This is a genomic window from Lactobacillus sp. 23-2 (assembly GCF_044902225.1).
Classification (GTDB): Bacteria; Bacillota; Bacilli; order Lactobacillales; family Lactobacillaceae; genus Lactobacillus; species Lactobacillus absianus.
In genome coordinates this window covers 108,640-128,508 of sequence record NZ_JAOQBX010000001.1, presented here as the reverse complement: position 1 = coordinate 128,508, position 19,869 = coordinate 108,640, and the positions used below count along the sequence as shown (strand labels likewise).

Sequence of the window (19,869 nt, the reverse complement as noted above, 5' to 3'; positions counted from 1 at the left end):
ATTTTCAGGTGCTATAGTTAAACTATTGAAATTTAGGAGGACAATTTAATGTCAGTTAAGATTCGTATGCGCCGCATGGGTGCCAAGAGAAAGCCATTTTACCGTATCGTTGTAGCAGATTCACGTGCACCACGTGACGGCCGCTTTATTGAAGAAGTTGGCTACTACAACCCAGTTTCACAACCAAAGGAATTGAAGCTTGATGAAGACAAGATCTTCGAATGGCTGAAGAAGGGTGCACAACCTTCAGACACTGTTCGTTCACTTCTTTCAGGCGCAGGTCTGATGGCTAAGTTGCACGACGAAAAGTACAACAAGTAATTGTAAAAAAGTTTGGGGCGCTGGCTTCAAGCTTTTTTTGTTAGGGAGAATTCAATGAACTACTACAACGTTGGCAAAATTGTTGGCACCCATGGCCTGAAGGGCGAGGTCAAGGTCGTGGCCGTTACCGACTTCCCGGAAGACCGCTTCCGTCCAGGATCCCGCCTGTATGTCGGACCCGAGCGAAGCGAGGTGACGGTCCAAAGCGGGCGGCCCTTCAAGCAGTTCTGGCTGGTCGTTTTTGACCAGGTGAGCGACATTGACCAGGCAGAGCAGCTGAAAGGCCAGGAAATCGTGATCGCGGAAGCAGACCAGGGGGAATTGCCGGACGGGGTCTACTACTACAAGGACCTGCTGGGCCTGGAAGTCGTTGATGATGAGACCGGGGAGAAGATCGGCAAGCTGACCGACATCCAAGCCCCAGGCGCCAACGACATCTGGGAAGTTACCGACCTGGAAGGCAAAAGCTTCTGGATTCCCTACATCGATGACGTCGTCAAGCAGGTCGACTTGGCAGGCGGCCAGGTCAGAGTCGTATTGATGGAGGGATTGCGCTGATGCTGAACGTTAATGTGCTGACTTTGTTCCCGGACATGTTCACCCCCTTGCAGGTTTCGCTTTTGGGCCGGGGGCAGGAAGACGGCAAGTGGAAGCTGAATCTGGTCAACTTCCGCGACTTCTCAGAGCGGCCGCACAAGTCCGTTGACGACACTCCATATGGCGGCGGGGCCGGGATGGTCCTGCAGATCATGCCGATCAAGGCAGCTCTGGAATCGCTGGAAAACAAGGGCAAGGTGATCATCACTGCTCCGCAAGGGCGGACCTTCAATGAGCAGATGGCCCAGGATTGGTCAAAAGAAGAGAGCCTGACTTTTATCTGCGGGCACTTTGAGGGCTTTGACCACCGGATCTACGGTCTGGCTGACGAGATCGTTTCAATTGGCGACTACGTCTTGACGGGCGGGGAATTGCCAACCATGAGCATGATTGACGCCACGGTCCGCCTGCTGCCAGGCATCCTGGGCAATGCCATGTCGCCGGTGGAAGAGTCCTTTTCCGACGGGCTCTTGGAATATCCGCAGTACACCCGCCCCGCTGACTTTGAAGGGCAAAAGGTGCCAGACATCCTTTTGTCCGGCAACCATGGCAAGATTGACGAATGGCGCCACTACCAGGCCTTAAAGACGACCTTCCTCAAGCGCCCGGACCTGTTGAAAGGACGGGAGCTGACCAAAGAAGAGCAGCAGATGCTGCTTGACATTAAGGCTGAAAGCGGGCAAGAACAATAGAAAAGTTCCAGCAGCAGCCTGAGAAAGGAAGATTTGCTGCAGATTTTGGACTAAAGAAGCTTGCTTTGCCAGGGCAAAGATGGTAAGCTAATAAGCGTGGCATTTTGCCAATCATCAAGATTAGGGGTGTTCCGCTGGCCACGAGGTGGCGAATGAATGCCGTAGAAGGAGAAACAATAATGGATCCATTAATTAAAGAATTGACTGCAGAACAAATTCGTGACGACATGCCTGAATTCCGCGCCGGTGACACGGTTCGCGTTCACGTCCGCGTTGTTGAAGGTACTCACGAACGTATTCAGATCTTCGAAGGTGTCGTAATCAAGAAGAAGGGCACTGGCATCGGTGCTACCTACACTGTTCGTAAGATCGCTTCCGGCGTTGGCGTTGAACGGACCTTCCCAGTTAACACTCCACGTGTTGCCAAGGTTGAAGTTACCCGTCACGGCCGCGTACGTCGTGCAAAGCTGTACTACCTGCGCGCTCGTTCAGGCAAGGCTGCTCGTATCGCAGAACGTCGTCGTTAATTCTAAGATTGACGCTAAAAAGTCATCCCGTTGGGATGGCTTTTTATTTTTGTCCCTGATTGCCAGGGCAACTGTCTGGCGGTTTAGGCTATAATTAACAAAAACGAATTAGATGAGGTCAAGATGGATACTAGCAAACTGCAAGCCTTCGCCGTATTGGCCTCCACCTGGAAAAACTGCTCAAGCTGGCCCGCCTGGGCGGGGTGGTCACCTATGACCGCACTTCTGGCCAAGAGACCGCCGTCAAATTTGCCAGCCATGACGGCCGCTTGCATAAGGACATCTTGCTGGCCCAGCTTTTTGCCTTGAATGGACAAGTTCGCTAAAATAGCAGAAAAAAGTGGATATCATTTGTGCTTAGAACATTCGTTCTATATAATATGTAACAGACAGAAAGATGGAGGTGAAAGCATGCGCTTGTCAGAACTAGCCGAATACGTTCAGAAGAAGTATGGCTTGGGGGTCGATTTTATCACCAGCGGCGAGGTCAGCATGGCGGCTTTGATCGTTCCAGGAGCTGAGACTGCTTTCGCCCTCTTGATCAAGCAGGGGGAGAAAGAAGGCCTTGACCTGCACTGCGGTTCGATCGCGGCTTTTTTGGCCAAGCAGCCTGGCTTTGGAGCGCCGATCTGCATCAAGGACCGGGGGTGGCTGGGGGTTGACCTGACCGCGCCCGAGCTGAATGACCGCTTTCTGCTAAAGACTTTGGACACGGCTTATCAAGCTGGCCGACCAGCGGTCAAGCGGCGTGAGCACATGTTTTACGTGGCCGACCGCAACGATGAGTCGCCATATGAGGACGAAGCCATCCCTGAGCGGGGCAGCTTCGTCAAGCGGTCGGACCACCGCCGAGTCAGTCATCATGGCTCAGACGTCATTTTCAGTTCCAAAGCTCCGGTCCGCGGGCGAGACGACACCCCGCCCGCTATCAGCCGGATGCTGGAGTCATATGACTACCAGCTGCCAGTGGCGACCCGGCGGGAAGCCAACTTTTACTATCAAGGGATGATGATGGCCGACTATGAGGACAATTTTTCCTACTCCGGCCAGATTCGCTTTCGCCGGCCGGTCTACCATGACTTGTCAGTTAAGGAGCTGCGGGACTACTTCTCTTGGCGCTCGCGGGTCAGACAGGGGGATTTTGCCCCAGCCAAGTCGGGCTTTTTGTACCTGCTAACCAGTGAAATCGTCTGCCAGATCGGGATAAAAGACCCGCTTGCCGGGCTCAGGCAGCTGCGGCTTTTGCAAGAGCATTATCAAGGACAGGACCAGCTGACGATCTGGGATTTGAAGCACCTGATCCAGGGCTACCTGGTCTATTACGGGATAAAGCTCAATCCAGAGGAAGAAGAGCAGGAATTTGCCGAAGAAATCAAGCGGGCTGAGCCGTATGAAAGCTTGCTGGCGGACGCTGAAGGGGACAGCAAGGTCTACCAGGCTCTGTTGACCTTGGCCAAGAGCAAGCCGGGAGCCAATCCCTTGCTGAAGGAAGACCCTGAAAAGTATGCCAGCCTGGTGGCTGACGTCTGGAAAGAGATCAAGGCTTCGCCCAAGCAGCTGGCCCAGCAGCTGGTCGGCGAGAAGTCGGTCTTTCCCATGCACCTGTTCGCGGATGCCGCCTTCTACAGCCCCCATCCAATTGAGGCGGCCACTTACCAGGTTGGGCAGGCCGTGACCTACCGCTGCAAAGACGGCAAGTGGACCAGCGAGGTCTACTGGCCAGCCGTCCGCCAGCACAAGCTGCTGCCAGACCTGCTGCACGAGATTGACCGCCGCAGTCGCCTGGCGCTTGGACGCGGGCGCAAGATGAAAGAGCGTCCCCTGCCTGCCGCCTTGCAAGAGGCCATCGAAGCCGGGATCAAGACCTACCTGCGTGAAGAAGCCGAGCGCGAAAAGCCGAAGATTCACCTGAACCTGGCCAGTCTGGCCAAGATCAGGGGCGACGCGGCTGAAACGCGGGAGAGCCTGCTGACTGAAGAAGAACGGCAGCTGGAAGCCCAAGAGGCTGAAGCAGAGCAAGAAGCCGCAGAAAGCCAGCAAGCAGCGCCCAGCCAAGAATGCAAGGAATCTTTTGGTCAGTTTGACTTGACGCCAGAAGAAGGCTATGTGCTCCAGCAGCTGATGGCCGGCAAGAGCGTGAGCGGCTACGTCAAGCAGCATCACCTGCTCACCGAGGTCTTGGCGGACAGCATCAACGAGAAGCTTTTTGACGAGATTGGCGACTCCGTCATCGAAATTGCCGGCACTGAGCCGGAACTGGTTGAAGACTACCGGGATGACTTGTCAGATTTATTTGGAAGCGAGGAATAAATTTTGGAAAAGAAAAAGCGAGTTCCCAAGCGAATCGCGCAAACGGTCTTGAATTCCCTGAAGGGCGGGGTCGTGCCCCGCATTGGCCTGCCTTACGTCACCGTCGGCCGCAAGGCGGAAATTGCTGCCCTGCTGCACGACGTTGAGGTGGTGCAGGAAGGCGGGGCATCTTTCCGCTTTATTGAGGGCCGCTATGGGTCAGGGAAGAGCTTTTTGCTTCAGACCATCCGCAACTACGTGATGGACCGGAACTTTGTCGTCGTTGACGCCGACCTGTCGCCGGAACGGCGCCTGCAAGGAAGCAAGGGACAGGGCTTGGCGACCTACCGGGAACTGATCCAGAACCTGGCTACCAAGACCCGGCCAGAAGGCGGAGCCTTGAACCTGGTCTTGGACCGCTGGATCAACAACTTGCAGACCAGCGTGGCCCAGGAAAGCGGGCTGGATTTTGCCAGCCCGGCCTTTAAGGAGGCCGTGGACCAGAAGATTTTTGCCGTGATTTCCAGCCTTAGCGAGCTGGTGCACGGCTTTGACTTCGCCAAGCTCCTGCAGATGTACTACGATGCCTACGTTGACGGGGATGAAGCTACCAAGGGCAAGGTAATCAAGTGGTTCAGGGGAGAGTACAAGCTGAAGACCGATGCCCGGAAGGAATTGGGCGTCAACATCATCATTTCAGATGACGACTGGTATGAATACCTCAAGCTCTTTGCCAGCTTCTTCAGACAGGCCGGCTACAGCGGCATGTTCATCATGATCGATGAGCTGGTCAACCTCTACAAGATCCCCAACGCCATCAGCCGCCAGTACAACTATGAAAAACTGCTGGCCATGTACAACGATGCCATGCAAGGCAAGGCCAAGCATTTGGGCATCATCATGTGCGGAACGCCCCAGGCGATTGAAGACCGGCGCCGGGGCGTCTACTCATATGAGGCCCTGCGCTCGCGTCTGGCTGAAGGCAAGTTTGCCAAGGCTGGCGCCCGGGACATGTATGCCCCGGTGATCAAGCTTGATCCGCTGACCCCCGAAGAGATGCTGGTCTTGACCGAGAAACTGGCGGCCATGCATGCTGGCCTGTACGGCTATGAGCAGACCATTACGGAAGCGGATCTGGAGGCCTTTATCAAGACGGAGTTTGCCCGGATTGGGTCCGACACCAATATTACCCCGCGGGAGGTCATCCGCGACTTTATCGAGCTGCTCGACATCGTTTGGCAGAACCCCGGCACTTCCGTCAAGGAACTCCTGGAGAGCGATGATTTTGCCTATGCCAAGTCTGATGCCGTTTCAGACGACAAGACGGATGAATACGCGGAATTTACGATTTAAGGGATAAATCATGTTTGATGCATTCGGGCATTATGCCCCCTTTATCCAAGACTATATTTATGAGCATGGCTGGCAGAAATTGCGGGCCATCCAGCTGGCAGGCGCCGATGTGATCTTCAACACCGACAACAACCTGCTATTGTCAGCAGCCACTGCCTCAGGGAAGACAGAGGCTGCTTTTTTCCCGATTCTGACGGAATTGGCCCAGGATCCGCCAGACTCAGTGGGCTGCTTGTACATTGCCCCCTTAAAGGCCCTGATCAACGACCAGTACTTGCGCCTCAGCGACCTGTGCGCTGGCGGGGACATTCCGGTTTGGCGCTACCACGGCGACGTGTCCCAGAGTCAAAAGCGCAAGCTCTTCAAGCACCCGTCCGGGGTCTTGCAGATTACGCCGGAATCGCTGGAGTCATTGATGATCAACAAGCATGCGGATATTCCTCGTTTGTTTGGCGACTTGCGCTACATCGTGATCGATGAGCTGCACTCCTTTTTGCGCAGCGACCGGGGCGGGCAGACCTTCTGCCTGATTGAGCGTCTGGGTCGCTTAGCCGCTTGCGACCCCCGGCGGGTAGGCTTGTCAGCGACGATTGGGGATCCAAGAGCGGCCGGCAAGTTCCTGGCTGCTGGCTCAAGGCGTAAGACCTCGATTCCCAAGATTAAAGACGATCACCAGGTCTGGCGCTTGTCGATGGAGCATTTTTACAAGACCGATCCCCAGGCTGGGGCCGGAAGCGCGGCGGGGCAGCCGCCTTTGGCCAAGGCCAGCGACCAGGCACCGGAAATGGCCGATCCCAGCATGGCCTATATCTTTGACCATACCCGGGGGAAGAAGTGCCTTGTCTTTACCAACAGCCGGGAGGAATGCGAGGCTGTCTGCCAGGTGCTGCGCCAGTACTGCGAGGCCAAGCATGAGCCGGACCGCTTCATGATCCACCACGGCAACCTGTCGGCTGCCTTTCGCCAGAGCGCGGAAGAAGCGATGAAGGACGACAATGTCAAATTGACCACCTGCGCGACGGCGACTTTGGAATTGGGAATTGACATCGGCCAGCTGGAGCGGGCCTTTCAGATTGACGCTCCCTTTACGGTTTCAGGCTTTTTGCAGAGAATGGGGCGGACCGGCCGGCGGGGCAACCCGCCGGAAATGTGGTTCGTCATGCGCGAAGACCACCCGGAAAGCCGGGCCATGCTGCCGGTCTTGTTCCCATGGCCCTTGTTGCAGGGGATTGCCCTGGTCCAGCTGTATCTTGAAGAGCGCTGGGTGGAGCCGCCACGGGAAAACCGCCTGCCATACAGCCTTTTGTACCACCAGACCATGAGCACCTTGGCGTCGATGGGAGAGATGACGCCAGCAGAACTAGCTTCCCGGGTCCTGTCTTTGTCATATTTTCACCGAGTCTCCCAAGCTGACTACAAAGTTCTCCTGCGCCATTTGCTCAGGACCGACCAGATCCAGTGGACCGAAAACAAGGGCTTGATCGTGGGCCTGAGTGGGGAGCGGGTGACCAACAATTTCAAGTTCTACGCCGTTTTCCAGGAAAATGAAGAATACAGCGTCCACTCAGCTTCAGAAGAGCTGGGCACGATCGTCAAGCCGCCCCCAATTGGCGACAAGGTGGCCATCGCGGGCCACGTGTGGGTGGTTGAGGAAATCGACCGCCAGCGCCACCAGGTCTACGTCCACCGGGTCAAGGGGCGGATCCCCGCTTACTTTGGCGACGTGCCAGGGGACATTCATCCCCGCATATTGGAGCGGATGCGGCAGATTTTGGCAGAAGACCGCAACTACCCATATTTGATGGCCAATGCCGTGGCCCGCTTGAACGAGACGCGGTCGATGGCCAGCATGGCGGGGATGCCGGCCAAGCAGCTGGTCAACCTGGGCGGCAAAATCTGGTGCCTGTTCCCCTGGACCGGGACTTATGCCTTCCTGGCTCTGGAACGGCTCTTGAAATTAAAGTGCGCCAAGCGCCTGGGCTTGAAGAACTTCGACTCCGTGCGTCCCTACTACATGCAGTTTTCGATGAACGTCAGCCCCGAGGACTTCTTCGCGATCGTCAAAGAAGAGGCCAGCAAGGACTTTGACCCGCTGGATTTGGTCTATCCCAAGGAAGTGCCGGTCTTTGACAAATATGATGAATACCTGCCGGATGAGCTGGTCCGGAAGGAGTTTGCCGAAAGCATCCTGGATCTGGCGGAAATGCGCCGCTGCGTGGAAAAAATGCGGTAGAATAAAGTTAAGAAAAGCACGAATTAGCTGAGCAGAAGGAAAAAGAAAAATGCAGAGCTTGATTATTTGTTTCGTGAAGAAAGGACAAAGATGTCTGTTACCCAGTGTCCCATAAACAGTTTTGACGAATTGGCCCAGCAGGCCGGAAAAAGCGACGAGCTGCACTTTACCCTGGGCGGAGATCCCTGGCTGCTGGTGGATGACGAGGATCCTGACTCTGACGCCACCAAGACCTTGATCAACTGCAATGACCCGGCGGTCACCGCTTCATTTGCGACCATTGAGGATTTTTTGACTTGCAAGATCAACGGCCGGACTTTGAAAGAACAATGGAGCGAGCTGACGGACGTCAGCTGCTGGTACATCAGGTTTGACAGTCTGGAGGAGTTCGTCCAGACCATCAAGGACGGCTGCGAGATTCAGTTCACCCTGGATGGCCGTCAGTATTTGCTGGCAGAGAACAGCGACCAGCAGAGCTACCGGCAGCTGACCTATACCAATTATTCCAAGCAGGCTGATCCAGCTTTCATTGCCAAGTTCCGCAGCCTCGATGAGCTGCTGTCATATAAGATCGGAGGCCAACCGCTTTCAAAGCTGTGGACGCGGATGAGAAACGTCGATTACGGCTAAAGCCGAATGTTCGAAATTAACTTTTTAAAGTGAAAAATCATTCAAGTAAGGGTTTTGATTGCCAAGAGTGATAATATTGGCAAATTTGCCGGGACAAAAACTTTATTTTTTAAGAAAAAATACCAACTTTTATAAATAAAAGGAACTTTCCTCATAATCGGGTATAATATGACTTAGATTTTGAAATGAAGGAAAGATGAAAATCATGAAAAAGCTGCCCAGCCAACTAAAGAAAATTGTTCGTGTTCTCTTGCTTTTGTCCCTGGTCTGCTCCTTGACCGGCTTGACCTCGGCTTGCTCCAAGAAAGCGGAGACCACTTATGAAAGAGCCAAGCGGACCAACCGGATCGTTTGGGGCGTGCGTCCTGACACCCGCCTCTTTGGTTTGACCAATGTGAAGACCGGCAAGATCGAGGGCTTTGAAATCGACCTGGCCAAGGCCCTGACCAAGCAGATCCTTGGATCAAAGGGGAAAGCAGTCTTCCGCCCGATTACGGAAAAGACCCGGATCACGCTGCTGCACAACGGCTCCTTGGACGCGGTTATCTCAACGATGACTATTACCAAGGAAAGAATGAAGGTCATTGACTTCTCTGACGTCTACTTTGACGCGTCAGAATCTATGATCGTCAAAAAGACCAGCAAGATCAGAAATATCGCTGACTTGAACCATAAAGGAGTGGTCGTCATTGCCATCAAGGGGACCGACGTTTCCAATCAGGTTGCTAAGCTGGCCCCTAAGGCCAAAGTCAAGCAGTTCGATGACTATGGCTCAGCCTTTAACGCTTTAAAGGCTGGCCAAGGTGACGCGATGATCGATGACAACGGCATTTTGGCCGGGCTGATTGCCGATGACGACAAGTTTACCCTGACCGGGGATGCCTTGGCCCAAGAACCGTACGGGATCGGGGTAGAGAAGGGCCAGGACCAGATGCGCCAGGCCATCAACAAGGCCTTGAAGACCGTGCGCCAGAACGGGACTTACGACCGTCTGGTCAGAAAATGGTTTGGCAAGGTCTCCGGCTTCAACGTCAAGCAGGCTGAGTCAACCAAGGTCAAGATCCAGTAAATTGTCAAAAAAGCAGGCAAAAAGGCAAGCTCCATTTGGAACTTGCCTTTTTGCCTGCTTAATATTTAGCAACTAGTTGATGTCATTGCGGTAGAGGCCAACGACCTTGCCCAGGATCTGGACTTGATCCAGGATGATGGGAGCCATCGCGTCATTTTCCGGCTGCAGGCGGAAGTGCCCGTCTTCCTTATAAAAGCGCTTGACCGTGGCTTCATCGTCATCGGTCATGGCCACTACGATCTCGCCGTTGCTGGCATTGGTCTGCTTGCGGACGATCACGTAGTCCCCGTTCAAGATGCCAGCGTTGATCATGGAAGTTCCGTGGACCTTCAGCATGAAGAGCTCGTCGGCCTCGTTCTTGAGGTCTGGCGGGGTCGGGAAGTAGTCTTCAATCGTTTCAACGGCCAGAATCGGCTGACCGGCGGTTACCACCCCGACGACAGGAATGTCTTTCGGCTTGATGCCCAGGACCTTGAGCCCTTCCGGGGTAATTTCCATGGCCCGCGGCTTGGTCGCGTCCTTCTGCAGGAGTCCCTTGCGCTCAAGGCGCACTAAGTGGCCATGGACCGTTGAAGTGGAAGAAAGTCCAACCGCGGCACAGATTTCGCGAACCGTTGGCGGGAATCCGCGACTTTCAACCGTATCGTAGATGTATTGCAAAATTTCTAATTGTTTGTTTTCGTGGTTCATAGTCTTAATCCCGTAAAATTCTTAATTACTGTTCTATATTGATTTTAGCAGACATAACCGAAATTTACAAACAAACGTTCTAAGCGTTAAACTTTTTTTATGATCTTAAAAAGAGTAGACTATTACTCGAAATCAAGAATGGAAAGGTGGCAGTTTGATGACCCCAAAGGAAGAAGAAAAGCTTAGAAAGAGAATCAACCACTTGTACCACAAGAAGCAGGCTGAAGGCCTGAGCAAGGAAGAGGAGCAGGAAAGAAAAGAGCTGCACCAGAAGTTCATCGCCAACTTCAGAGCAGGCTTTCGCCAGCAGTTGGACAACCTGGTCGTGGTTGACAAGGAAGGCAATGACATTACTCCAGACAAGGCCAAGCAGATCCAGAAGGAAAAGGGCATTCGCTAAAGAGCTTTCAATTTATTCTTTAAAAATTGCCGGAAGTTTTGTAAGATAATATTTGTATTATCTACAAGCGGCTGGGCCGGAACGCTTTTCCGGCGGCAAGCTGAATTAAGGCCAATGGAGGTTAAGCAGTTATGAATTTAGGTTTGGCGATCTTTTTAATTATCTTGGCAGCTCTGCTGGGTGCTGTGGCTGGTTTCTACGGCGCGCGGGCTTACATGAAGAATTACTTTAAAAAGAATCCCCCAATTACCCGCGAAATGGTTGAAGCAATGATGTCACAAATGGGGCAAAAGCCTTCTGCCAAGAAGGTCAACCAAGTGATGAACATGATCAAGCATCAATCAGCAAAGAACTAGGCAGAGACATTTTTTGCCGGACTGGGGCAGCAGGGATTTTCTCCTGCTGCCTTTTTATATGTCAATTATTTTTGGAGTATTTAAATATTTGGAGGTGAAAGATGGAAACTTTTGCTAAGCTGGGCTGGTTCTTCAAGGCCCACAAGAAGCGCTACCTGCTGGGGATCACGGCCTTAATCCTGACCTCAGCGGCCAACCTGGTTCCACCCAGAATCCTGGGGATGATGGCTGACCAGCTGGATCAGGGCAAGATCAGCTGGGGGCAGTTTGCCTGCTACATCGGGGCTATTTTGGCCGCGGCCCTGGCCTTGTATTTGTTCCGCTTTTACTGGCGCAAGGAAATCTATGGCGGAGCGGCAGAACTGGAGAAAGAAATGCGGGGGCGGCTCTTCTGGCACTTCCTGCAGATGGACCGGACTTTCTTTCAGCGCTACCGGACCGGGGACTTGATGGCCAGAGCCACCAATGACGTGCAGGCGGTCCAGTTCGTGGCCGGCGACGGGGTCTTGACCCTAGTCGACGCTATCTTTACTGGCGGGGCAACTTTGATTGCCATGATGTGCTTTGTTGACTGGCGCTTGACGCTGGTCACCATGATTCCCCTGCCATTTTTGGCTGTCTTGGCCAGATACCTGGGAACGCGCCTGCACGATGCCTACCTGGACTCGCAGGCTGCTTTTTCTCGCCTGAATAACAAGACCCAGGAGTCCTTGTCCGGGATCAAGGTCTTGAAGACTTTTGGCCAAAGCCAGCAGGACGCGGCGGCCTTCAACCAGATGACCTATGAGACGGTTGAGGTCAACCGCAAGGTCTTCCGGATCGACTCTTTGTATGACCCCTTGATTACGATAATCATTGGGATCACCTACATGATTACGATCGTCTATGGCGGGACCATGGTTACCAACAAGACGATTTCGCTGGGCCAGCTGATTTCTTTCGTGGCCTATATCGGGACCATGGTCTGGCCAATGTTCGCGATCGGTTACTTGTTCAACATTTTGGAGCGCGGGAGTGCTTCTTATGACCGGATCATGGGGCTGCTTCATGAAAAATCCCTGATTGCCGATGCTGGGGAAGGGCTGGACACGAAGAGCATGCCGAAAATCCACGGCGACCTGCGCTGCCACGTGGCTGCCTTTGCCTATCCCGATGAGCCGGACCAGGACGTCTTAAGCGACATCGACTTTGACTTAAAGCCGGGCCAGACTCTTGGCCTGGTGGGCCGGGTCGGTTCCGGGAAGACGACCATTATCCAGCTCTTGATGCGGGAATTTGACAATTACCGTGGCCGGATCGTTTTTGGCGGACGGGACATCCGCCAGATTCCCCTGGACGTCTATTTGAACGAGATCTCCTACGTGCCGCAGAACAACTTCTTGTTCTCGACCAGCGTCCGCGACAATATTGCTTTTGCCAAGCCGGAGGCCAGTCTGGAGGAAGTGGAGGAAGCGGCGAAAAAGAGTGCCCTGCATGATGACATCCTTTTGTTTGAAAAGGGCTATGACACCATGGTTGGGGAAAACGGGATTTCCCTGTCTGGGGGGCAAAAGCAGCGGATGTCGATTGCCCGGGCGCTGCTGCGCGACAGCGAGATCCTGATCCTGGACGATGCCTTGTCGGCCGTGGATGCCAAGACGGAAAAGGCAGTTCTGGCCAACCTGCGGGCCGAGCGGGCTGACAAGACGACCGTCATTGCCGCCCACCGCCTGTCCAGCGTCATGGATGCCGATGAAATTCTGGTCATGGCCCAGGGCAAGATTGCTGAACGCGGAACCCACGAGGAGCTGCTTAAATTGAATGGCTGGTATGCCCGCATGTGGCGGCGCCAGGAACTGGCCGCGAAGGTAGGTGAAAGCGATGAATAATGAAGACCAATCCCAATCAGTCTGGAACCAGACGATCAGCGTCAAGGAGCAGTGGCAGATCTTAAAGCGGCTATGGCGGTTCATCTGGAACTACAAAGGCGAGCTGCTGCTGGCTGTCTGCGGGATGGTTGCCGTGTCCGTGATCAACATGCTGCTGCCGGCTTGGCTTCAATACTACATGGACCACTTTTTGCGCCGCCAGAGCGCCAGCATGCAGGTGATTTGGGGCGTGGCCCTGATTTATGGCCTGGGGATCGTCATTAAAGCGGTCTTCCAGTTTACGTATGAATACCTGTATGCCTTGGCCGGTGAGCGGTCCCTGGAACGGGTCAGAAGAGAGCTTTATGCCCACATTCACAAATTGGGGATGCGCTATTTTGACCAAACGCCTGCTGGCTCCATTTTGTCCAGGGTGACCAACGACACGATGACCTTGAGCAACTTTATGCAGGTCTTCAGTGCCTTCATGCTGGGAATCATTTCCATGGTCACGGCCTTGATTGCCATGTTCTCAGCCGATAAGACCGCGGCCTTGATCGTTCTTTGCTTCGTCCCAGTGATCGTTTTGGTCATCTGGCTGTACAACCGCCTGAATTCCAAGACCTACCACGAGTTCCGGGCCAGAAACTCCCTGATCAACACCAAGCTGGAAGAGGCAATTTCGGGGATGTCGGTCATCCAGCAGTTCCGCCAGGAAAAGCGGATCGCTGCTGACTTTGAGCAGACCAACCAAGAGCAGATGCGGACCCGCTTCAAGCTGATCAAGACCAACTCGCTGCTGCTTTCGCCTTTTACCAGTCTGCTTTACTCCCTGGCCTTGGCGGCCAGCCTGGTCTGGTTTGGCTACCCCTTGCACCGGGTCTTCGTGCCGGCGGGTTTGATCTATGCTTTTGCCAACTACGTTCAGAACTTCTTCAACCCGCTGAATGACATGATGAACAGTCTGACCTTCTTTACAGACGGAATCGTGGCCGGGAAGCGGATCTTCAAGATCATGGATGAAGATGAGTATGAGCCTGTGCAAGCCGGCAAGGCTGATGCCAAGATTGAGCAGGGGAAGATCGAATTCAAGCACGTGTCCTTCAGCTACGATGGCAAAAATGACGTCCTGCATGACGTCTCCTTTACCCTTGAGCCAGGACAGACTTTAGGGATCGTTGGCCACACGGGTTCGGGCAAGAGCTCCATCATCAACGTGATGATGCGCTTTTACGAGTTCCACGATGGGCAGATCCTGATTGACGGTCACGATATCCGTGACTTCAGCAAGGAAGAGCTGCGCGAGAAGCTGGGGCTGGTCTTGCAGGAGCCGTTCATGTTCTATGGCGACATCGCGTCAAACATTCGACTCTACAATGAGCAAATTACGGATGAGCAGATTCAGGCAGCTGCCAAGACGGTGCAAGCTGACCGCTTCATTGAGGAGCTGCCGGGCAAGTACCATGCCCAAGTGATTGAAGGCGGCTCTGAATTCTCCAGCGGCCAGCGGCAGCTGATCTCCTTTGCCCGGACCTTGGTGACCGATCCCAAGATCCTGATTCTGGATGAAGCCACCGCCAACGTCGACACGGAAACCGAAAGCCTGATTCAAGAAGGCCTGCAGAAGCTGCGCCGCGGGCGCACGACCCTGGCGATAGCTCACCGCTTGTCCACGATCGCGGATGCTGACCAGATCATCGTCTTGGACAAGGGGCGGATCGTCGAGCACGGAACCCATGAAGAGCTGCTGGCGCAAAAGGGCTACTACTATGACCTTTACACCTTGCAGCAGAGCGCTGAATAAGCTCAAAATATCAGTAAGGATCTCAAAAGCTAATTGCAAGCAAATGAGTCTGAAAAAAGGCTTCTAGAAGTGGAAACTTCTGGAAGCCTTTTTATGTATCTTAAATCACAGCAGAGTGAAGCTCTGAAGTCCCCAACTGCTGCGTTTTTATAACATTCGATTCGATGACGCTGAGTTTTTTCCCAGACACATTTTTGTTGAGATTGATAAGTTTTCTGAACAGCTGGCTTATTCCAAGGCATCAAGGTGCACGTGCTTGACTAAGGGCAGCTCTTCCAAAGAAGTCACCAGCTCGTCGATCTCAACGGCCAGCTGGCTGATGTCCAGGGACAGCAGCAGGTTGGCCTTGCCGGCAATGGGGATGGCCTGCGAGATCGTCAAGATGGAGGTCTTCAGCTGGCTCAGGCAGGACAAGACCGCGGACAAGGCGCCAGGCGCGTCGGCCAGAATGATGGACAAGACGGCATGGCGGGAAATGCCTGAATCGCTGGCCCGGAAGACGTAATCCTTATACTTGTAGTAGGTGTTTCTGGAGATGCCAACCTTCTCGGCGGCTTCCGTGACGGTCGCGGCTTCATGGTTTTCCAGGAGCTCCCGAGCCAGGATGACCTTGTCCAGATAGTCGGGCAGAATTTGTTTATTAACGTAAAAGTATTCTGAAGCCATGTATTTCCTCCTTGAAAGTTATTTTTAATTTCTGTTTAATATGCTTGTGGGAAGATCTTGTCAGTCCATGTCTAGAATGATACTATGTTGTTAATTGAAAAACAACTGTATTTCGCAGAGAAACAGAAGCGCTTAATTTTTTCACAAAAAGCAAAGAGTTCAAAGAAAGCAGAGGGAATACAAATGAAGGTAGCATTGTTGGGCTTCGGCGTTGTCGGCTCTGGCGTGGCCAAGATCGTTGACGGGGCTGAAAATGACGAGATGAGCGATATTTCCATTAAGAAGATTTTGGTGCATACGCCGGCAAAGATGCGCCAGGATCCCCGCTGCGTCGTTGACATCAACGAAATTCTAGATGACCCGGAAATTGACGTGGTCTGTGAATGCATAGGGGGGCTGGAGCCAGCTCATACATACGTCAAAGAAGCCTTGGAGCGCGGCAAGAGCTGCATTACTTCCAACAAGAAGATGATTGCCAGTTTCGCCAGCGAGCTGTTCCCTCTGGCCCAGGAAAAGGGCGTGGCCCTGGCTTATGAATCCAGCGTCGGCGGCGGAATTCCTTGGATTGCCAACATTGAGCGCATTAGACGCTTGGAAGAGGTCAAGTCTTTTAGGGGAATCTTCAACGGCACGACCAACTACATTCTTTCCGCCATGGACCAGGAAGGCAGCGATTTTTCTGAATGCCTGCAAAAGGCCCAGGAATTGGGCTATGCTGAAGCGGATCCATCTGATGACATTGACGGCTTTGACGTCCGCTACAAGGTTGCCCTTTCCTGTTTGGCGGCCTTCAGGTGCTATGTCAAGCCGGAAGACATCATTACCTGGGGGGTGAGGCGGATCAGCAAGCAAGACTTTATCTGGGCCAAGGACCACAAGCTGTCCATCAAGCTTGTAGGGCAGGCACGGGAAAACAAGGGCGGACTTTCCGCCTATGTCCTGCCGCTGATGTTCAGAAATGACCACCTGCTGTCCAATGTTTCGGCCAATTTCAATGCTCTGGAGCTTGATTCAGCCAACCTGGGCACGGCTACTTTTGTCGGCCAGGGGGCAGGCTCGTTGCCAACGGCCCACGCTCTGGTCCAGGACATCTTTGACGTCAATGAAGGCCGGCGCCTGGACATGTCCCAGGCCAAGCCGGCTGAGCTGAAGGATCCTGAAGCGGCATCATATTACCTGCGGACCAAGCAGGGTGAATTCTTTGACCAAGCCGGCGTGATCAAGGAGCAGGTCGGCAAGGATGCTTACGTGACCAAGTCGCTGCCTTTGTCCAGAATCAATGATTTGGCCAAGCAGGCTGGCGATGACGGGTTATTTTTGGCTGAGGTGGAACTATAATGAAAGTTGTGAAGTTCGGCGGCTCATCCGTAGCCAACAGCGAGCAATTTGCAAAAGTAAAAAAGATCATTGACGCGGATCCTTCCCGCCGCTTCATCGTCACCAGTGCCTGCGGGAAGTCGTCCAACGAGGACCACAAGGTCACTGACCTGCTGTATCTCTGCGCCGCTCACCTGAACTATGGGGTTTCCTACCACGAAATCTTTCAAATGATCGTGACCAAGTACATGGAAATCAAGAATTCCCTGGGGCTCAAGCTGGACCTGGGCAAGGAGTTCCAAAAGATCCGGGCCAACATCACCAGCGACTTGAATCTGGACTATCTGGTCTCACGGGGTGAATACCTGACGGGCTTGTGCCTGGCGGAATACCTGGACGCGGACTTTGTCGACGCGGCGGACGTGATCGCCTTTAATTTTGATGGCAGCATCAACATGAAGAAGACCGCGGAGCTGGTCAGGGCCAAGGTGGATATCAGCCGCCGGGTCGTGATTCCTGGCTTTTACGGCTGCCTGCCCAATGGCGTGATCAAGGTCATGAGCCGGGGCGGGTCTGACATCACGGGGTCGGTCTTGGCCAATATTTTTGACGTGGACGTCTACGAAAATTGGACTGACGTCTCCGGCTTTTACGTGGCTGATCCCCGGATCGTCAAGAATCCGCTCCAGATCCCCCGGGTCACTTACAGCGAATTGCGGCAGATGAGCTATATGGGGGCCAACGTCCTCCATGACGACGCGGTCTTTCCGGTCAGGGAGAAAAATATCCCAATTAACGTCCGCAACACCAACTTCCCGGAGAACCCCGGCACCTTGATCCGCAACGACTTCACTGAAGACGATGAGCGCGACGCGCCGCCGGTCATCACCGGGATCACTGGCCGCAAGGACTTTACCGTGATCACCCTGGTCAAGTCCCACGCGTCCGCTGAGCCGGGCTTCTTGCGCCGGGTCTTCTCGATCTTTGAGAAGTACCAGATCTCTCTGGAAAGCGTGCCGACGACCGTGGATACTTTTTCCGTGGTCGTGCGCACCAAGGCGATCGAGCGCAAGCTGTATGAAATCCTGGGCGAGCTCAAAGCGGAGCTGCACTTTGATGACGTGCGGGTTGACCAGCACCTGGCCATGGTGGCCGTGGTCGGCCGGGCCATGAAGAACATGCCGGGGATGTCCGGGCGAATTCTTTCCGAGCTGGGGGCCAAGCAGATCAATATCCGCACGATTACCCAGTCATGCGATGAATTGAGCATCGTCATCGGGGTTGACAACCGCGATTTTTCCAAAGCCATTCAGGCGATCTATAATAAATTTATTAATGAAGAAAGGCAAGGCTTATCAGAATGAAAATTGGTATTTTAGGGGCAACTGGCGCCGTTGGCCGGCAGATGTTGCAGTGCATTGAAGAAAGACAGATCCCAGCAGACGAAATCCGCGTCTTCGCGTCCAAGCGGTCTGTCGGCAAGAAGCTGTTCTGCAGCGGCTATGAGCTGACTGTGGAAGAGGCTACCCAAGACCGGCTCAACGGACTGGACTTTGTCTTAGGGGCCGTCTCCAACGCTCTGTCCAAGAAGTTCCGCCCAATGGTGGAGAAGAGCGGTGCCGTCTACATCGACAACAGCTCAGCCTTCCGCCAGGAAGACGGGGTGCCATTGGTCGTGCCTGAAATCAACGGGGCTGATGCCTTGGAAAACCACGGCGTAATTGCCAACCCTAACTGCTCAACGGCCATCACCTTGATGGCTTTGGCGCCAATCAACAACCTGTCCAAGATCAAGACGATCAACGCCTGCACCTACCAGGCCGTTTCCGGCGCCGGCATGGGCGGGATTGAAGAACTGAAGGGTGAGGTCGATGCCTTGGAAAAGGGCGAGACTTATGAGCCAAAGGTCTTCCCAGGCCAAATCGCCTTCAACGTCATCGCCAACATCGGCTCGCCTTTGGAAAATGGCTACACGACTGAAGAAATGAAGATGCAGAACGAAGGACGCAAGATCCTGCATTTACCTGACTTGAAGGTCACCTGCACCTGCGTGCGCGTGCCGGTCTACCGGTCACACTCAATCAGCGCGACCGTCGTAACCGAAGAACCAGTCGCGATCGCTGATGCGGAAAAGGCCATCGCTGCCTTTAAGGGGGATGTGTTGGTCACTGACAAGACCCCAACGCCTTTGGACAACTCTGACAAGGATGACGTCTACGTTGGCCGCATCCGCCGCGACTTGACCAATCCAAACGGTCTGGTCGTCTGGTGCACCGGGGACCAGATCCGCAAGGGCGCTGCCTCCAACGCGGTGCAAATTATGGAATACCTGCTGGACCACCAAGCATAAAAGCTTAAAGCAAAGCAAAAATACCTGCCACAAGCACGTGGCAGGTATTTTTGTGATTGGCATAACTTATTTGGGGATGTACTCGAAATCAGGATTGAGCTCGTTGTCGATCTTCTTCCAGGCATCCTCCAGCTGGGCGTTCAGCTTGCCTTCAGTTTCTTCGTTCAGCTTGATCCGTCTTTCCAGCGTGATTGGGTCCCCAAAGTTGATCTCCAGGCCCTTTCTAGCCAAGACGCCCTTGAAGGTCAAGGGACCTTGGTAGACCACGGGCACCAGCGGCCGTCCGGACATCTTGGCGATAAACCAGGCGCCGCTCTTTAGTTCAGCAGAGTGGCGGGTGCCGGAAGGAAACATGATCAGGGAAAGGTTTCCTGACTTCAAGCCCTTGACGGGAATTTTGATAACGGAAGGACCAGGATGGGCCCGGTTGACGGGAAAGGCATGGGCGTTGGTCAAAATCCAGCGCAAGACCGGATTCTGAAACAGTTCCTGCTTGGCCATGAACATGAATTCCGCGGGACTGGCGGCCAGGGCGAACAGGATTGGCTCCCACCATGTCCGGTGGGGGGCAACCAAGATATAGGTTCCTTCTGGCAGCCGGTTCTTGTTGTGTACGTGCAGGTGACCGTTTAAGACCCACACGATAAAGCGGACGATTGGCCGAAAAATACGATAAAGCATAAAAAATGACCTCCGATATAGTACAATATTATACCATAGCGAATTTG

At 53.7% G+C, this 19,869-nt stretch carries 20 protein-coding genes; 17 read left to right on the top strand and 3 right to left on the bottom strand.

Annotated features, from left to right (window positions below; translation table 11 throughout):
• Positions 1-48 precede the first annotated feature (48 nt).
• The 10 genes from rpsP (at position 49) to OCH80_RS00495 (ending at position 9,711) form a co-directional block, all read left to right on the top strand.
• Positions 49-321, top strand: a complete 273-nt coding sequence (gene rpsP, locus OCH80_RS00540) for a 30S ribosomal protein S16 (RefSeq protein ID WP_002879737.1) — start codon at positions 49-51, stop codon at positions 319-321.
• 54 nt (positions 322-375) lie between these two features.
• Positions 376-879: a ribosome maturation factor RimM gene (gene rimM / locus OCH80_RS00535; RefSeq protein WP_404537074.1), complete on the top strand. Its 504-nt coding sequence runs from the start codon at positions 376-378 to the stop codon at positions 877-879.
• A 2-nt stretch (positions 880-881) separates the two neighbouring features.
• Positions 882-1,610 carry a tRNA (guanosine(37)-N1)-methyltransferase TrmD gene (gene trmD, locus OCH80_RS00530; protein ID WP_404537168.1) on the top strand — a complete coding sequence of 243 codons (729 nt, stop codon included), beginning with the start codon at positions 882-884 and terminating at the stop codon, positions 1,608-1,610.
• Between the two features lie 179 nt (positions 1,611-1,789).
• Positions 1,790-2,137 (top strand): 50S ribosomal protein L19, encoded by a 348-nt coding sequence (rplS, locus tag OCH80_RS00525; RefSeq protein ID WP_154547204.1) that lies wholly within the window; start codon positions 1,790-1,792, stop codon positions 2,135-2,137.
• Between the two features lie 203 nt (positions 2,138-2,340).
• Positions 2,341-2,463 carry a hypothetical protein gene (locus tag OCH80_RS00520; RefSeq protein ID WP_404537072.1) on the top strand — a complete coding sequence of 41 codons (123 nt, stop codon included), beginning with the start codon at positions 2,341-2,343 and terminating at the stop codon, positions 2,461-2,463.
• An 85-nt stretch (positions 2,464-2,548) separates the two neighbouring features.
• Positions 2,549-4,447, top strand: a complete 1,899-nt coding sequence (locus OCH80_RS00515; protein WP_404537070.1) for a TerB N-terminal domain-containing protein — start codon at positions 2,549-2,551, stop codon at positions 4,445-4,447.
• 3 nt (positions 4,448-4,450) lie between these two features.
• Positions 4,451-5,779, top strand: a complete 1,329-nt coding sequence (locus tag OCH80_RS00510) for an ATP-binding protein (protein WP_154547198.1) — start codon at positions 4,451-4,453, stop codon at positions 5,777-5,779.
• Positions 5,780-5,789: 10 nt separating this feature from the next.
• On the top strand, positions 5,790-8,012 hold the full coding sequence (locus OCH80_RS00505; RefSeq protein WP_404537068.1) for a DEAD/DEAH box helicase: 2,223 nt from the start codon (positions 5,790-5,792) through the stop codon (positions 8,010-8,012).
• A gap of 90 nt (positions 8,013-8,102) precedes the next feature.
• Positions 8,103-8,642 carry a hypothetical protein gene (locus tag OCH80_RS00500; RefSeq protein WP_404537066.1) on the top strand — a complete coding sequence of 180 codons (540 nt, stop codon included), beginning with the start codon at positions 8,103-8,105 and terminating at the stop codon, positions 8,640-8,642.
• Positions 8,643-8,838: 196 nt separating this feature from the next.
• Complete coding sequence (locus tag OCH80_RS00495; protein ID WP_404537064.1) at positions 8,839-9,711, top strand: transporter substrate-binding domain-containing protein; 873 nt, start codon at positions 8,839-8,841, stop codon at positions 9,709-9,711.
• 72 nt (positions 9,712-9,783) lie between these two features.
• Here the strand turns inward: OCH80_RS00495 and lexA are convergent, their stop codons facing one another.
• Entirely contained in the window at positions 9,784-10,401 is a 618-nt protein-coding gene (gene lexA, locus OCH80_RS00490) for a transcriptional repressor LexA (protein WP_154547192.1), read from the bottom strand.
• A gap of 157 nt (positions 10,402-10,558) precedes the next feature.
• Between lexA and OCH80_RS00485 the strand changes: the two genes are divergently transcribed.
• From OCH80_RS00485 to OCH80_RS00470, 4 genes are all read left to right on the top strand, one after another.
• Positions 10,559-10,801 carry a DUF896 domain-containing protein gene (locus tag OCH80_RS00485; RefSeq protein WP_154547190.1) on the top strand — a complete coding sequence of 81 codons (243 nt, stop codon included), beginning with the start codon at positions 10,559-10,561 and terminating at the stop codon, positions 10,799-10,801.
• A gap of 131 nt (positions 10,802-10,932) precedes the next feature.
• Positions 10,933-11,157 (top strand): YneF family protein, encoded by a 225-nt coding sequence (locus OCH80_RS00480; protein ID WP_154547188.1) that lies wholly within the window; start codon positions 10,933-10,935, stop codon positions 11,155-11,157.
• Positions 11,158-11,258: 101 nt separating this feature from the next.
• Positions 11,259-13,025: an ABC transporter ATP-binding protein gene (locus OCH80_RS00475; RefSeq protein ID WP_404537061.1), complete on the top strand. Its 1,767-nt coding sequence runs from the start codon at positions 11,259-11,261 to the stop codon at positions 13,023-13,025.
• A complete protein-coding gene (locus OCH80_RS00470; RefSeq protein ID WP_404537059.1) occupies positions 13,018-14,808 on the top strand; it encodes an ABC transporter ATP-binding protein in 1,791 nt (596 codons plus the stop codon). Before OCH80_RS00475 ends, OCH80_RS00470 begins: the two co-directional genes overlap by 8 nt.
• A 228-nt stretch (positions 14,809-15,036) precedes the next feature.
• On the opposite strand, the gene OCH80_RS00465 is transcribed toward OCH80_RS00470, so the two are convergent.
• Entirely contained in the window at positions 15,037-15,474 is a 438-nt protein-coding gene (locus OCH80_RS00465; protein ID WP_206988342.1) for an ACT domain-containing protein, read from the bottom strand.
• A gap of 183 nt (positions 15,475-15,657) precedes the next feature.
• On the opposite strand from OCH80_RS00465, the gene OCH80_RS00460 reads away from it, so the two are divergent.
• From OCH80_RS00460 to OCH80_RS00450, 3 genes are read left to right on the top strand one after another with little or no spacing between them, the layout of a single operon-like run.
• Positions 15,658-16,812 carry a homoserine dehydrogenase gene (locus tag OCH80_RS00460; RefSeq protein WP_404537057.1) on the top strand — a complete coding sequence of 385 codons (1,155 nt, stop codon included), beginning with the start codon at positions 15,658-15,660 and terminating at the stop codon, positions 16,810-16,812.
• Positions 16,809-18,155: an aspartate kinase gene (locus OCH80_RS00455; RefSeq protein WP_302187360.1), complete on the top strand. Its 1,347-nt coding sequence runs from the start codon at positions 16,809-16,811 to the stop codon at positions 18,153-18,155. Before OCH80_RS00460 ends, OCH80_RS00455 begins: the two co-directional genes overlap by 4 nt.
• Positions 18,152-19,141 (top strand): aspartate-semialdehyde dehydrogenase, encoded by a 990-nt coding sequence (locus tag OCH80_RS00450; RefSeq protein ID WP_404537055.1) that lies wholly within the window; start codon positions 18,152-18,154, stop codon positions 19,139-19,141. Before OCH80_RS00455 ends, OCH80_RS00450 begins: the two co-directional genes overlap by 4 nt.
• 66 nt (positions 19,142-19,207) lie before the next feature.
• Here the strand turns inward: OCH80_RS00450 and OCH80_RS00445 are convergent, their stop codons facing one another.
• Positions 19,208-19,822, bottom strand: a complete 615-nt coding sequence (locus OCH80_RS00445; RefSeq protein ID WP_404537053.1) for a lysophospholipid acyltransferase family protein — start codon at positions 19,820-19,822, stop codon at positions 19,208-19,210.
• Positions 19,823-19,869: the final 47 nt, after the last annotated feature.